This window comes from Hydrogenophaga sp., from assembly GCF_036675665.1.
Taxonomy (GTDB): Bacteria; Pseudomonadota; Gammaproteobacteria; order Burkholderiales; family Burkholderiaceae_C; genus Hydrogenophaga.
In genome coordinates this window covers 14,752-29,258 of record NZ_JAKFEO010000030.1, presented here as the reverse complement: position 1 = coordinate 29,258, position 14,507 = coordinate 14,752, and the positions used below count along the sequence as shown (strand labels likewise).

Annotated in this window: 14 protein-coding genes and 1 pseudogene; 4 read left to right on the top strand and 11 right to left on the bottom strand. The window is 65.8% G+C overall.

Features of this window, described 5'->3' with window-relative positions; all coding sequences use genetic code 11:
• Positions 1–85: 85 nt before the first annotated feature.
• The 10 genes and pseudogenes from V6M63_RS10540 to V6M63_RS10495 form a co-directional block, all read right to left on the bottom strand.
• Positions 86–1,642, bottom strand: a complete 1,557-nt coding sequence (locus tag V6M63_RS10540) for a long-chain-fatty-acid--CoA ligase (protein ID WP_332741563.1) — start codon at positions 1,640–1,642, stop codon at positions 86–88.
• Positions 1,633–2,595 (bottom strand): NAD(P)H-dependent flavin oxidoreductase, encoded by a 963-nt coding sequence (locus tag V6M63_RS10535; RefSeq protein WP_332741561.1) that lies wholly within the window; start codon positions 2,593–2,595, stop codon positions 1,633–1,635. The genes V6M63_RS10540 and V6M63_RS10535 overlap by 10 nt, the downstream gene beginning before the upstream one ends.
• Before the next feature lie 9 nt (positions 2,596–2,604).
• Complete coding sequence (locus tag V6M63_RS10530) at positions 2,605–3,807, bottom strand: ABC transporter substrate-binding protein (protein ID WP_332741560.1); 1,203 nt, start codon at positions 3,805–3,807, stop codon at positions 2,605–2,607.
• The gene (locus tag V6M63_RS10525; protein ID WP_332741559.1) at positions 3,804–4,754 is read right to left on the bottom strand and encodes a branched-chain amino acid ABC transporter permease; all 951 of its coding nucleotides are present in this window, start codon (positions 4,752–4,754) and stop codon (positions 3,804–3,806) included. Before V6M63_RS10525 ends, V6M63_RS10530 begins: the two co-directional genes overlap by 4 nt.
• Positions 4,755–4,756: 2 nt before the next feature.
• Positions 4,757–5,629: a branched-chain amino acid ABC transporter permease gene (locus V6M63_RS10520; protein ID WP_332741558.1), complete on the bottom strand. Its 873-nt coding sequence runs from the start codon at positions 5,627–5,629 to the stop codon at positions 4,757–4,759.
• Positions 5,626–6,420: an ABC transporter ATP-binding protein gene (locus tag V6M63_RS10515; protein ID WP_442909571.1), complete on the bottom strand. Its 795-nt coding sequence runs from the start codon at positions 6,418–6,420 to the stop codon at positions 5,626–5,628. The genes V6M63_RS10520 and V6M63_RS10515 overlap by 4 nt, the downstream gene beginning before the upstream one ends.
• Positions 6,417–7,214: an ABC transporter ATP-binding protein gene (locus tag V6M63_RS10510; RefSeq protein WP_332741556.1), complete on the bottom strand. Its 798-nt coding sequence runs from the start codon at positions 7,212–7,214 to the stop codon at positions 6,417–6,419. The genes V6M63_RS10515 and V6M63_RS10510 overlap by 4 nt, the downstream gene beginning before the upstream one ends.
• Before the next feature lie 260 nt (positions 7,215–7,474).
• Positions 7,475–7,642 (bottom strand): annotated as a pseudogene (locus V6M63_RS10505) (IS5/IS1182 family transposase); the annotation flags it as partial.
• Positions 7,643–7,724: 82 nt separating this feature from the next.
• On the bottom strand, positions 7,725–8,507 hold the full coding sequence (locus V6M63_RS10500) for an SDR family oxidoreductase (RefSeq protein ID WP_332741554.1): 783 nt from the start codon (positions 8,505–8,507) through the stop codon (positions 7,725–7,727).
• Complete coding sequence (locus V6M63_RS10495; RefSeq protein ID WP_332741552.1) at positions 8,504–8,833, bottom strand: nuclear transport factor 2 family protein; 330 nt, start codon at positions 8,831–8,833, stop codon at positions 8,504–8,506. Before V6M63_RS10495 ends, V6M63_RS10500 begins: the two co-directional genes overlap by 4 nt.
• A gap of 96 nt (positions 8,834–8,929) precedes the next feature.
• Here V6M63_RS10495 and V6M63_RS10490 point away from each other — a divergent pair, with 96 nt between their 5' ends.
• The gene (locus V6M63_RS10490) at positions 8,930–9,853 is read left to right on the top strand and encodes a LysR family transcriptional regulator (RefSeq protein ID WP_332741906.1); all 924 of its coding nucleotides are present in this window, start codon (positions 8,930–8,932) and stop codon (positions 9,851–9,853) included.
• Between the two features lie 9 nt (positions 9,854–9,862).
• Here the strand turns inward: V6M63_RS10490 and V6M63_RS10485 are convergent, their stop codons facing one another.
• Positions 9,863–10,840, bottom strand: a complete 978-nt coding sequence (locus V6M63_RS10485) for a LysR family transcriptional regulator (protein WP_332741550.1) — start codon at positions 10,838–10,840, stop codon at positions 9,863–9,865.
• 108 nt (positions 10,841–10,948) lie between these two features.
• Here V6M63_RS10485 and V6M63_RS10480 point away from each other — a divergent pair, with 108 nt between their 5' ends.
• The 3 genes from V6M63_RS10480 to V6M63_RS10470 are packed head-to-tail and all read left to right on the top strand — an operon-like array spanning position 10,949 to position 14,500.
• Positions 10,949–12,160, top strand: coding sequence for a CaiB/BaiF CoA transferase family protein (locus V6M63_RS10480; RefSeq protein WP_332741548.1), 1,212 nt, complete (start codon positions 10,949–10,951; stop codon positions 12,158–12,160).
• 14 nt (positions 12,161–12,174) lie between these two features.
• Positions 12,175–13,440, top strand: a complete 1,266-nt coding sequence (locus V6M63_RS10475; protein WP_332741546.1) for a DUF1254 domain-containing protein — start codon at positions 12,175–12,177, stop codon at positions 13,438–13,440.
• A 40-nt stretch (positions 13,441–13,480) separates the two neighbouring features.
• Positions 13,481–14,500 (top strand): Bug family tripartite tricarboxylate transporter substrate binding protein, encoded by a 1,020-nt coding sequence (locus tag V6M63_RS10470; RefSeq protein ID WP_332741544.1) that lies wholly within the window; start codon positions 13,481–13,483, stop codon positions 14,498–14,500.
• Positions 14,501–14,507 lie beyond the last annotated feature (7 nt).

The following is a 14,507-nucleotide window of genomic DNA, read 5'->3' as shown; positions in this document are numbered from 1 at the left end:
TGGAACCGAGATCGCAGCCCAGCACCCAGGTGCTGTACTGGGAAGCAGGAAGTACGAGCCGCAGGTAGCCCTGAAAGACAATGTGTCAGTTGACCTGTCGCGCGTTGCCGCTCCAGAACGGCTCGCGCAGCACGGTCTTGAGCACCTTTCCTGCCGGCGACAGCGGCAGCGTTTCCCGGAACTCGATCGTCTTGGGGCACTTGTATCCCGCCAGAGCGCTTCGGCAATGAGCGCGAAGCGCCTCGGCACTGGCCGACTCGCCCGGCCGCAGCACGACCACGGCATGCACGGCCTCGCCCCAGGCGGCACTCGGAATGCCAATGGCGGCGCAGGCAGCCACGGCAGGATGGCGCGACAACGCGCCCTCGACCTCAGCGGAATACACGTTCTCGCCGCCGCTGATGATCATGTCCTTGACGCGGTCGACGATGTGGACATAGCCCGCGTTGTCCATGAAGCCACCATCGCCCGTGAAAAGCCAGCCACCGCGCAGGGCCGCACGGGTTTCGGCCGGCTTGTTCCAGTAGCCCTGCATGACGTTGGCGCCGCGGATGGTGATCTCGCCCACCGTGTTGCGCGGCACTTCGCGCCCGTCGGCATCGACCACGCGCACTTCGTTGCCATAGCACACCCGCCCGGCCGCCAGCTGGTGCGGTCCCAGCGTGGTGCCTTCGCTCCAGCGGTACGGCCCGTTGCTGCAGGCCGTGGCTGCGGTCTCGGTCATGCCATAGGCGCTCTGGAATCCGCAATTCGGCAACGCCTTCATGGCGCGCTCCAGCAGTCCAGGCGAGATCGGTGACGCGCCGTGGATGATGCGATCGAGGTGGCGCAAGTCGCACGACGGAAAGGACGGGTGGTCCAGCAGCATCTGCAACATGCTGGGCACCAGCACGACATCGGTGACCTGCTCGTCCTGCAGCGTCGCCAGCACGGTTTCGGCGCGGAACGCCGGCAGCAGCACACTGGTCGATCCGGTCACGAGCTGCGACACCACGCGCCCCAGGCCTGCCACGTGGAACAGCGGTGCCACCAGCAGCGTCACGGCGTGTGTCGAGTTCGGCACTTCGGCCATGCGCGCGACCGACGAAACCCAGAAGTTCGCGTGCGACAGCATCACGCCCTTGGGCGTGCCGGTGGTGCCACCGGTGTAGAGGATGGCCGCCATCGCGTCCCCGGCCGGGCGGGCGTCTTCCAGCGGCTCGCCAGCGGAAACCAGGTCTTCCCAGGCCAGCAGTCCCTCAGGCGCGATCTGTTCGCCAGCGTGAATGACCGGGCCGAGCTCCGGTGCCAGTGCCTTGAGTTCGGGCACCAGCGGCACGAACGCGTCGTCAACCACCAGGACGCGTATTCCGCAGTCGTTCAGGGCGTAAGCGATCTCAGGCGCGCTCCAGCGCGTGTTCAGCGGACAGGCCACCGCACCCAGCCACCACGCGGCGAGCAGGCACTCGACATTGTGGTCACTGTTCTGTGCCAGCAGCGCGACGCGGTCGCCGCTCGATACGCCGAGCTTCGTCAGCGCGCCGGCCAGCCGGGCGACACGGTCCACCAGCACCGAGAAGCTCTTGCGGCGCCGGCCGAACACCGTTGCCACGGCGTCCGGGCGCTGCTGCAGCGTGCGGTGCAGGCCCTGCGTCAAGTACATGCCAGTGTCTCCAGGCTCAGGCGTTCGCGCGCCGAGCGGTATTCACGCTGCAGCCGCGCCACCAGATCCTCGGTCGGCAAAACCGCCTCGATCGCCCCCACGCCCTGGCCACAGCCCCAGATGTCCTTCCACGGCTTGACGCGGTCGCTGCCGAAGTTCATCTGGCTGGCGTCGCTGTGCGGGAGTGCATCGGGATCCAGCCCTGCCCGCACCACAGACCCGCGCAGGTAGTTGCCGTGCACGCCGGTGAACAGGTTGCTGTACACGATGTCGCGGCTGCTGCTCTCCACGATCATCTGCTTGTAGGCCTCATCAGCCCGCGCCTCCTCGGTGGCGATGAAGGCCGATCCGATGTAGGCGAAGTCCGCGCCAGCCGCCTGCGCGGCCAGGACGGCGTCGCCCGAGGCGATGGCGCCGCTCAAGGCCAGTGGCCCCTTGAACCAGCGACGGATTTCCTGCACCAGTGGAAACGGGCTGATGGTGCCCGCGTGCCCCCCGGCGCCGGCCGCCACGGCGATCAGGCCATCGGCGCCCTTCTCCACGGCCTTGCGCGCGAAGCGGTCATCGATCACGTCGTGCAGCACGATGCCGCCCCACGCGTGCACCGCCTGGTTGATCTCGGGCCGTGCACCCAACGAGGTGATGACGATAGGCACCTTGTACCTGGCGCAAACCTCCATGTCGTGTTCCAGCCGGTCGTTGCTCTTGTGCACGATCTGGTTGATGGCATACGGCGCTGCCGGCGAGTCCGGGTTGGCGCGGTCGTGCGCAGCCAGCGCTTCGGTGATCTCGGCGAGCCAGTCGTTCAGCAGCTCGGCAGGCCGGGCATTGAGTGCCGGCATCGAGCCGACGATGCCGGCCTTGCACTGCGCAATCACCAGGCGCGGCGTGCTGATGATGAACAGCGGCGCGGCAATCACCGGTAGCCGCAGGGCATTGAATGAAGGATGCATGGGGGTTTTCTAGTTGATCGAGACAAAGCTGCCCAGCTTGTTCCAGCGCGTGCCGTCGAAGACGACGGGCTGCAGGGACTTGATCAGGCGGTAGTCGTCCGGCGAGCTGCTGACCACCACGCCGGGCAGGAACATGGGCAACTGCACGGCCTTGATGGAAGCGGCCTGCTTCAGCACGTTCTCACGCGTGAGGGTGTCGCCGGAGGCACGCAGGATGTCCACCATCAGCCGTGCACTGGAGTAGGCATAGACGTGAGAGCCCAGGCGCAGGTCTGCCTCGGGCCGGTACTTCTTCATGAAGGCCAGCCACTCCTGGAAAGCTGCATCGTTTTCCCACTGCTTGTCGTTCGGATCCTTCGAGTAGGCGGTGGAGATGACACCGGCGGCTTTCTCCGGCCCCGCGGGATTGAACACGGCGCCGATCAGCGCGGCACCCTGGGCCAGGTAGTGGGTCGGCTTCCAGCCGGTGTCGTGCACCTTGCGCAGCGTCTGGATCGCCGCCTTGGCGGTGCTGAAACTGACCAACACGTCCGCGCCGGATCCGCGCAACTGCACGATCTGCGAGTCGACCGTGGGGTCGGTGAGTTCGTACGAAGCCTCGGCCACGATCATTGCACTGGCCTTGGCGCCCAAGCCTTCCTTGAATCCCTTGAGGTAGTCACGCCCGTAGTCGTCGTTCTGGTACAGCACGGCAATCCTGGCATTCGGCTTGCTCTCCAGGATCTGGCGCGCATAGACCTTTGCCTCGGACGGATAGTCCGGGTAGAAGCCCATGCTCCAGGGATTTTTCGCCGGGTCGTTCCATTTGGATGCACCGGTCAGCAGCAGAAGGTGCGGGACCTTCCTGGCGTTGACATACCGATGTATCGCGCTGTTGGTGGCCGTGCCGAACATGCCGTACAGCAGCAGCACCTCGTCCTGCTCGACCAGCTTGCGCACACCCTCCACCGTCTTGGGCGGCGAGTAGCCGTCGTCCAGACTCAGGAAGTTGATCTTGCGGCCATTGACGCCGCCGAGGTCGTTGACCATGCGGAAGTACGCCGCCTGGGTCTTGCCAACTTCACCGTAGATCGAGGCCGGCCCGCTGTAGGGCATGGTCTGCCCGATGCGGATTTCGGTGTCCGAGGCACCGGGGTCGTATTTCTTCTGGGCCGAGGCGCTGCTGCAAGCCAAAGCCAGGGCCGCCGTGAGTGCGAGAACGATCGTCTTCATGCTTGTCTCCTTGAAAAAAACCAGGTGCGCAGCCGCGCGATGCCGCCAGCCACGCCGCTCGGCCAGAGCAGCATCAGCGCCAGCAGGATGGCGCCGTACACGGCCCAGGGCGCGGCCTTGGACACCAGTTCCGCGAAGCGCGGAACGAATTGAATGAACACCGCGCCGAACAGGGCGCCAGACAGCGAGGACAGCCCGCCGACCACGGCCCCGACCAACAGCGTGATCGACAGGAACACGTTGAAGCTGTCGGGCGCGACGAACTGCACCACGATCGCCGAGAGGGCGCCACCCACGCTGGTGTACAGAGCCGAGATGCCGAAGGTGATGCTCTTGATGCGCGCGTTGTTCACGCCCATGGCCTCGGCCGCAATCGGGTGGTCACGCACCGCGACCAGGTTCAGCCCCATGGCGCCGCGCAGCAGGTTGTGGGCGATCACGAACATCGCTATTGCCACACCCAGGCAGAAGAAGTACAGCCATTGGTCCGGGTTCAGCGGCAAGCCGAAGGGAGCGTCGGGCTTGAACAGCACCAGACCCTGCGAGCCGCCGGTCCACGTCTCCAGGCCCCTGTATTTGAGCAATTGCGGCGTGACGACACCCAGCGCGAAGGTCGCCATCGCAAGGTACACGCCATCGAGTTTCAGGGCAGGCAGGCCGAACAGATAACCGACGATGCCACCGACCAGCGCCGCGGCAGGAATCGTCGCCCAGTAGGGCCAGCCCGCGTGTTCCATCAGCATGGCAGCCGTATAGGCGCCCAGCGCGAAGAAGGCGCCGTGGCCCAGCGAGATCTGGCCGTTGAACCCGACCAGCAGGTTGAGCCCCAGCAGCGCCAGTGCATAGACCAGCACCATGGTCAGCTGGAACACCATGTAGCTGGGCAGAACGAAAGGCAGCACGCAGGCCGCGCCGACCAACGCGATCAGAAGGGTTCGTTGTCCCATGCTCAGACCCTCACCACGACGGCTTTGCCGAACAAGCCGGACGGGCGCACCACCAGCACGCCGATGATCAGCACCAGCGCCACGGACAATTTGAGCTCCGAGCCCACCACGTAGGTGCCCAGCAAGTTCTCCAGCACCCCGACGATGAAGCCGCCGACAACGGCACCCGGCGCACTGGCGATGCCGCCCAGCACGGCCGCAGCGAATGCGTAGATCAGAACGCCAGACATCATGTGCACATCCAGGAACACAACCGGCGCGATCATCATCCCGGCGACAGCGCCGATGGCACCGGCGAGTCCCCAGCCGAGGGCCAACATGCGATTGACTCGCACGCCAACAAGGCGGCTGGACACGGGGTTCTCCGCGGTGGCCCGCATCGCGAGACCCAGCGGCGAAAAGCGGAAGAACACGTAGACCAGTGCCAGCATCAGCAGGGTGATGCCGATGGCGCCGATCTGGTGTGGCGACAGCAGGGTGCTGCCATACCACGCGGTTTCCGCGAACGGGCTCGGAAACGGCCGGATCGTGTAGCCGAACAGCCAGCCCGCCAGACTGTGCAGGATGACCAGCAGCGCGACGAACACGACCACGATCGACAACACCGGGGCGTTGCGCAGGCGCCGGATCAGTGCCATTTCAATCACCGCGCCCATCGCGAAAGCGAACATCACCGTCGCGAAGAAGGTCGCCCAGTACGGCCAGCCGACCTGAATCAGCATGGAAGCGAAGAACGTCGAGAACATCGCCATCTCGCCCTGCGCGAAGTTCACATGGTGCGTGCTGCGGTAGATCATCACCAGGGCCAGCGCCATGCTGGCGTAGATGCCGCCGGTGGCGAGACCCGCCAGCAGTTGCGAAATGAATGCGTTCATATGGTCTGATCTCCACCCAGATAGGCGCTTCGCACGGCGTCGTTGCTGCGCACCGCCGCGGCTGTTCCGGCGAGCACGATGTGGCCGGTCTCCAGCAGATAGGCCGTGTCGGCCAGTTCCAGCGCGAGCGAGGCGTTTTGCTCCACCAGCAGGATGGCGACGTTCTGGCTTTCGCGTATGCGCCTCATGATGCGAAAAATCTCTTGCACCATCAGCGGCGCCAGCCCGAAGGACGGTTCGTCCAGCAGCAGCAGCCGTGGCCGCAGCATCAGCGCACGTGCGATGGCCAGCATCTGCTGCTCGCCGCCAGACAGCGTGCCGGCCTGCTGGTGCCGCCGCTCCTTCAGTCGCGGGAAGTATTCGTAGAAGCGCTCGAAGTCCTCACGCACACCGGCCTTGTCGCGCCGTGTGCAGGCCCCCATCCGCAGGTTCTCCTCGGTCGTGAGCCCCGTGAAGGTGCCGCGCCCATCGGGCACATGCGCGACGCCCAGCCGCACAATGTCCTCCGTCGCCATGCCGTCGATGCGCCGGCCCTCCAGCGTGACATGACCCTGTCGCCGGATCAGTCCGCACAACGCGCGCAGCGTCGTGGTCTTGCCGGCTCCGTTCGCACCCAGCAGCGCTGTGATGGAGCCTGCGTTCACCTGCAAGTCAATGCCGAACAGCGCACGGGTCGATCCGTAGCCCGCTTCCAGGCCACGCACATCCAGCAGCAACTCGTTCACTGGTGTACCTTCGCCCTTCGGGCTGCGGTGCGAGCTTGCTTGGGAACGGCCCGGCGCGACGCTCATGCCGGTGCTCCCAGGTAGGCCTTGATCAGCTCGGGCTCGCGGCGCACATCCCGCGGCGCGCCCTCCGCGATCTTGCGGCCGAAGTTCAACGCGACGATCTTGTCCGACAACGCCATCACCAGGCCCATGTGGTGCTCCACCAGCAGCACCGTGAGGGCGAAGCGCTTGCGCAGCTGGCGGATCAGCGCAGCCAGCTGCTCCACCTCCTCATGGTTGAGACCGCATGCCGGTTCGTCGAGCAGCAGCAGCTTGGGCGAGGCGGCCAGCGCACGCGCCAGCTCGACGCGCTTCTGCGTGCCGAATGGCAGCTGCGCCACCGCGACTTGTGCGACGTCGCCGAGTGCCAGCAGTTCGATCAGTTCGTCGGCACGCTGCCCCTGCGCTGCCTCTTCACGCGCCACGATGGGCAGGCGCAGGGCGTGCGCCAGGAAGCCCGCACGCCGGAGGCAATGGGTGCCCATCAGAATGTTCTGGCGCACCGTGAGGCTGCGAAACAGCGCCAAGTTCTGGAAGGTGCGTCCTATGCCCACGTCCGCCATGCGGTGCCGCGGCAGCTGCGCGAGAATGCGCCCTTCGAACTGGATCTCGCCCTCGCACGAATACAGGCGAGAAAGGCAATTGAAGAGCGTCGTCTTGCCGGCGCCGTTGGGACCGATGAGACCGCAGATCTCGCCCTGCTCGACATCGAACGACACGCCATCGAGCGCGACCACGCCGCCGAAGTGAAGCGTCACGTCTCGCACTTGCAGCAGTGGCGCGGCTCGCCGCTGCCCGCTCGATCCGTCGTATTTCATTCTGTCTCCTGTGCATGCCGCTGCCGCATGTGCGGCGCGCCTGTCTCAGCGAAGTCTAGGGAGCACGTTTGAAGGAGCGAATGGCAGAAACAATGTTTCCAGTTGGCACTAAATCACAGAGCGCAGTGCGGAACAAGTTGTGCCGGCCGTGGGTCACCAGGACTGGCCAACGACAGGATCCAAGCCACCAAGGAAGGTCTGCACAATACCCGTCGCGACGAGAGTCGATGCGCGAGATTTCAGATGTCGGCAGCCGCGGCGCGATGCATCTCGGGGTCACGTTCACCGCTGCTGTTCCTGGTCGAGCTGGGTACCGCAAGCGGCGTGGCATCGACCACCGTGGCGCTCTTGAGCAGCAGCTCTTTGGCCGCGAGCGTGGCGTTGGCGGTAGCCAGCAGTTGCAGGCCCAGCCGGTTCCTCTCCAACAGACTGGCGCGTGCGGGGCCATCAACGACACCAGCTCGGCTCACGGCGCACCATGCTGCCGGCCGACCGACTGCAGCGGTTCCTCTAGACAGTCGGAACCGTGCCTCCGTCAATCACGTGCTCCGAGCCCGAAATCGAAGCCGCCCGTGGTGACACAAGAAAGACGATGAGGTCGGCGACTTCCTTCGGCTTGGCGGGCCTTCCTAGCGGAATGCCGCCCAGCGACTGCATGATGATCCGCTTGCCTCCCTCGTAGTCCGTGCCGGCCTTGGCGGCTACGCGCTCGGCCAGCGCCATGGCGGCATCGGTTTCCACCCAGCCAGGCGCGACGCTCAGCACGCGAACGCCCTGGGGTGTCACCTCTTTTGACAAGGCCTTGCTGTAGGTGGACAAGGCCGCCTTGGCCGCCGCGTAGGCAGTCGTCGACTCGGGCAGCGGCAGCAGGCGCTGGATCGAGCTGACGTGGACGATGACGCCCGAGCCTTTGGCCAGCATGGCCGGCAGCAGTGCGCGGTCAAGACGCACGGCGGGCATGAGATTCTGGTTCAGCTCGGTGGACCATTGCGCATCATCCAGCGCTGCGAAGCCACCGCCCGGCGCGCTGGAGCCTCCCAGCACGTTGACCAGGATGTCAACGCCGCCCCACCGCTGGAGCACCGACTGCGCCACCGCGGCGGCACCCTCGGCGGTCGAGAGGTCTGCGGCGACATGGAACACGCCTTCGGTTGAAGTCGCAGGCACGGAGCGCGCCGTGGCCATCACCTGCACACCGGCATCGCGCAGACCTTGTACGACGGCGGCACCCACGCCCTGGGTGCCGCCCGTGACGAGCGCTCGGAGACCTTCCAGTTGAAGATCAAAGCTCATGTGTTGATCTCCAACAGGGCAATGCGGTCGCGTTCAAGGCGAAAGCGATATCGCAGATCGACCGGACTGCCTGGGAAATCGCCCACCACATGGCTGCTGACCACGCAATACCCGTTCATTTGCTCCATCGCGAACGGTTCTGTCGTGTAGGCGTATTTGGCCGAAGCCTCCTCCCTCCACGCCTTGATGGCGTCCAGGCCAGTGTGGGTGTGCCCCTCGTCCTTCACCACAGCTTGTGGCGTGAAGCACTGGGCAAGGTCGTCGGGGGCTTGTTTGTCTGCCGCAAAGTAGGCGGCAATCGGATCGGGAAGAGTCAGGTCGGTCATGGTGAACTCCTTGTGATGAAGTCGACAGGATGCGGCCCAGGTAGAAATAAGAGAATGGCCTAGAATTTGAATGGCTTGTTTAGAAATCAATACAGAATGCGCGGATCGGAATATGCTGAACTGAAGGCATTTGTCGCGGTGGTCGAGCGCGCGAGCTTTGCGCGCGCTGCAGAGCATCTGGGGCTTTCGCCTTCAGCGCTCAGCCAGACCATTCGTCAACTCGAGGACCGCCTTGGCGCGCGGTTGCTCAACCGCACCACACGCAGCGTGGCGCCAACAGCCCCCGGGGAGCACCTGTATTCCCGCATCGCACCGCTGTTCCGGGACATGGCTGACGCGGTGGCCGAAGCCAGCGCGGCTGCGGGCCAGACGAGCGGAACGCTGCGCATCAATACGCTGGGCATGGCTGCCAGACAGATCATCGCCCCCCGGCTGGGCAAGTTTCACCGTGCACACCCTGATGTCGTACTGGACATCGTGGTGGACGACGGGCTGAGCGATATCGTCGCGGGCCGTTTCGATGCCGGCATCCGCGTGGGTGGGCGACTGGAGAAGGACATGATCGCCGTGCGCCTGACGTCCGACCTGAAAATGATCGCGGTGGCATCGCCGGACTACCTGGCGCATCACGGCGTCCCCCATGCACCGGCCGACCTGCATGGTCACGCCTGCATCAACTGGCGGCTCCAGGTGGACGGTGTGCCTTGGCGCTGGGCGTTCGAGAAGAGGGGAAAGCGACTGGAGATCGCGGCAGAAGGGCCTCTGGTCACCAATCACTCGGACATCGGCGTTGCAGCCGCAGTGCAGGGACTGGGCATTGCCTATGCCTTTGACCGTGAGCAAGTCGATGAGCATCTCGCCCAGGGGCGGTTGATCCAGGTCCTCGGCGATTGGTCGATCACACGGCCGGGGCTGTTTCTGTACTACTCGAATCGGCGCCACCCATCGCCGGCATTGGGTGCGTTCATCGACTCCATGTTGGATCGTGAGCCGCGTGTCTCTGATCGCCAGCTGGGGTGACACACCTCTTCAAGACGGGCGGTTTTTTGAGGGCGTTTGTATTCGGGTGCGCGCACTGACCTGGCGTATCGCATCGGCGAAGGCTTGCACGACCGGGGGCGGGCCTTCAGCGGCTCGCCGCGTGTACAGGCCCAGCGACGGCAGCAACACTGGTGGAGTGATCCGCAGGCGAACGATGCCACCGCGCGCGAGTTCGTCTCGCGCCTGTTCAAATCGCACCGCGCCCAGCAACGCGCCATCCAGACGCAGCACGCTTCCGAGGGTGACGGATGAGAGCACTTCGATGGAGGGCTCCGGTGGCTCCAGGCCCGCGTTGAGGAACGCGGTCATCAATGCCTGGCGCACCAGCGTGTCTCTTGGAGGTGCTACCCACGGCTGGGTGTGAACACCGGCCCAGGTCAATCGCCGGCTGCGCGAGAGAACGTGTCCCTCCGCGCACAGCACACAGAGTTCGTCCTTCAGAAGCACTTCCGGTTGCAGCAGCGAGAGCTGGTCGCTTGTGAGCAATTCGGGTGTGACGGCACCGAACACGCAGTCGAGCTCGCCGTTGAGGAGCCGCTGGATCATCTCGCGCACCCGGCCTTCCTGCACTTGCACCCTGGCTCGGGGCAAGCACCGTCGCAGCTGGGCAACGGCTTGAGGCACGGTGGCCGTGACAGACAAGGTGCCCAGCCGCAGCAAGCCGACAGCGCCGGTTCGCAGGGCATCCACTTCGTCCTTGCTGCGCGAGAGCTCGCCCAGCATGACCCGCGACCTGTAGACCGCGGCTTTCCCCGCTGCGTTGGCCACCAGTCCCTGTGCCGTTCGCTCGAACAGGCGCGCGTCAAAGCCTGTCTCGATCTCGCCCAGCATCTTGCTCAGCGCGGGCTGACTCAGGTTCAGTCGTGTGGCGGCGGCGCGCATCGTTCCCGCATCGGCCAGGGCCACCAGCAGTTCCAGATGCCGAAGGCGCAGCCGCCTGACGAGGTAGTCGGAGTGGAAGGACATGGGGGTGCTCCAGAGAGAAATGCGAAAGGACAGTGATCACTCATGGTGATCAGGTCATCAAGATTATGGATTTTTCAGGAATCGAGATGACGACTATCGTTGCACCCCATGTCGCATCCCCAAGAAAACGCCTCGCTCGCTCCCGCCACTCCCCTGGCCGGGGTCAAGGTCATCGATTTCGGTCAGTACATTGCAGGCCCCGGCGCCGCGATGACGCTGGCGGAACTCGGCGCCACGGTGATCAAGGTCGAGCCGCTGGCCGGCGACCAGGCCCGCCATGTCGGTCGCTACGGCGAAGCCATGGTGCGGGCCTACAACCGGGGCAAGCGATCCATCGCCCTGGATCTCAAGAGCGAGGCGGGCCGGGCGATTGCGTGGCGGCTCATCGCGCAGTGCGACGTCGTCGTGCAGAACCTGCGCCCGGGCGCGGCCGAGAAGCTGGGCCTTGGGCCCTCGGAGGTGCGGGCCAGACATCCGCGTGTCATCTATCTGTCCATCTCGGGCTTTGGTGGCGCCGGACCTTCCAGCGAACGTCCCGGCTACGACATCGCGGCGCAAGCGGAAAGTGGTCTCATGTTCGTCACCGGTGAGGCCGATCGGCCGCCGCAGAAGGTGGGGGTGCCCATCGTCGATGCGGCCGCCGCAGACCTGGGCGCGCAGGCCATCCTGGCGGCCCTGTACGGGCGCGAACGCAGTGGCATGGGTGAGACGCTGGAGGTGTCGCTGCTGGAGACGGCACTTCACCTGCAGGCTGCCACCTGGTGCGAATACCTGGGGGGCGGCCCCGAACCCACCCGCATCGGACATGGGCAGCCTCACAACGCGCCTGCAGCCGAAGTGGTGGCCACGCTCGATGGCCACATCGTGCTGTCGGCTTACGCAGAGGACCACTGGAAGCGTTTCTGCAGTGCCATCGGCCGTGAAGAGCTGGTGCATGACCCGCGCTTTTCCAGCAACGACGGGCGCGTCGCCCACCGAGCCGAGCTGCGCGAGGTGTTGAATCAATGCCTCTCGGGCTACACCAGCGAGGCCTGCGTTGCCATGCTCAACCAGCACCAGATCGTGGCTGGCGCGGTGCGCCGCTACCGCGATGTCTTGACCAGCGCGGACGTCATCGCCAGCGGGATTCTGGTGGACGCCGCGTCAGCGGACGGCGACCACTACCGGGCGGTGGGATTGCCCTATCGCATCGGCAATGGCCGCAGGCCCACGCCAGCCGCCGCGCCCGTCTGCGGTGCGGACGGCGCCGACCTGCTCGCAGAGTTCGGCTACTCGGCCAAAGACATCGCCGCGCTGCGCGAAGCTCGCGTGGTGGTCTGAACATGGGCCCAACCATGCCAACCCCCGTGAGGTCTTCCGGCGAGAGCGCTCGCGCCGCCGTGTTGCAGACCCTGCCGCTGTTCGAGATGATGCGCATGCGCGCCGCCACCACGGCCCGGCGCCATGCAGTTCTCGGCTTCGCCAGCGAGGACCGCGCGTCCCGCATGCGCTGGGTGAACCAGTTCACCCACACCCACCGCCGGATCGGACCGGACGACCGCGAAGTGGTCAGCCCCAACAACGACACCGTCTTCAGCAACGCCTGGCTGGACCTGTCACAAGGGCCGGTGCTGATCGACACGCCCGACATGGGTGAACGCTACTGGACGCTGGGCCTGCTGGACGCATGGACGAACCCGTTTGCCTACGTGGGACGCCGCACCACCGGCAACCGGCGCCAACGCACGCTCGTGCACGGGCCGGCATGGTCAGGCGAGGTGCCCGGCGGCGTGGACAACGTGATCGCATCGCCGGGCGACGACGTCTGGGTCATCGGCCGCATCCTGGTGGACGACAGACCGGGCAACCTGGAACAGGCCGGCGCGCTGCAACGCGGCATATCGGCGCATCGCCTGGACGGCGGCGATGCCGCGATGCGCGTGGACACCCGGCTGGACGGTCGCTCGGTGGACACCCCCGCTGCCGCGATCTACCGCGCCACGGTCGACGAGGCCTTGGCGCGCAATCCGGTGCCGCACGGCGAGACCTCGTTCTGGCCAGTGGACGATGCCGCACTGGCGGCCGAGCTGCCGCTGGTGTTCGAGGAGCTTCGCCAGAAGGCCCAGCCGCACGCGCTGGGGGGTGGCTGGGCATTGCCGGTCGCGGTACGCACTCACTGGGGTCAGGACGTGAGCATGCGCGCCCGCGTCGCGCGCAATTTCATCGGTGCACTGGGCATCGAAGAGGCCATGTACCCCACTGCGGAGGTGGACGCCGAAGGGCTGCTGCTGAATGGTTCGCACGCCTACGAGCTGCAGTTTCCGCCCGGCGCCACACCCGAGGTTGGCGCCTTCTGGTCGCTCACGCTGTACCGGCGAAGCGATTGCCTGCTCGTGGCCAATCCCATTCACCGCTACTCGGTGGGAGACCGCCTGCCGGGTCTGCTGACGGGGGCCGATGGCAGTCTGTCGATCCGGATCCAGGCCGAGGACCCCGGTCCGGCGCACAACTGGCTGCCCGCACCCGCTGGAGAGGACTTCTATGTCGTGCTTCGGCTCTACCAACCCCGGCGCCGGCACCTCGAATTCCAGTTTCCGTATCCCCCCCTGCGCCGCCGGTAACACGGGCGCGCCTTCACCACACCAAAAACAGGAGACCGACATGACATTGCGCCACCGACCTTCGACAAGCATTCCCCCAACAGGACCCCGGCGCCGCACGGTGCTCATCACGCTCGCCGCCGGCCTGGCCTCGGGATCGGGCCTTCCCGCCCACGCCCAGTCGGACTGGCCCTCGCGGCCGGTGAGGCTGATCTCGCCATATGGTGCCGGCGGGGCCAGTGACCTCTCGGCCCGCGTGTTGGGCGAATATCTCGCGAAGGACCTGGGCCAGCAGATCGTCGTGGAGAACAAGCCCGGGGCGGGAACCCGGCTGGCGACCGAACTCGTGGCGCGTGCACCTGCCGATGGTTACACCGTCCTCTATGTCGCTGCGCCCTATGCCACAGCCGAAGCGCTGTACGGAAAAGGCCTGAGCTACCAGCGCGAACAACTGCGCCCCCTCGCCATGGCGATGCATGCACCGTTGTTTCTGATCGTCAATTCGCAGAGCCCGGTCAAGACCGTGCGCGATCTCGTGGCGTTCTCGAAGACACGCCCGGGGGGACTCAACTTTGGCTCGCCCGGTGCCGGATCACAGCCACACCTGGCCGCCGAACTGCTGTTGCGGGAGGCCGGCATGGAGGGGCTGAACGTGCACATGCGAGGCGACGCCATGGCGTATTCCGAGTTGCTGGGCGGACGCATCGATGCCACGTTGACGGCGATCAGCTCGGCGTTGCCGCACATCGAGGCCGGCAAGCTGCGCGTGATCGGCGTGGCGTCCGAGGCACGCAGCCCGTTGTATCCGTCGGCGCCCACCATCCGCGAACAAGGCTTCCCTGGCGTGGTCGCTTCCGGGTGGTACGGGTTCATGGTGCCCTCCGCCACACCGCTGGAAGTGATGGCGCGGCTGCAATCCGCTGCACTGCGTGCGCTGGACGACCCAGCCATCAAGCAAAAGCTGCTGGACATGGGTCTGGAGGCCAGCGGAGCCCCGGGTGCGGAGTTCGCCCAGTTCATCGACGGCCAGACGCGCAAGTGGACCGACGTGATTCGCAAGGCCAACATCAAGATCGAATGAGCACTCG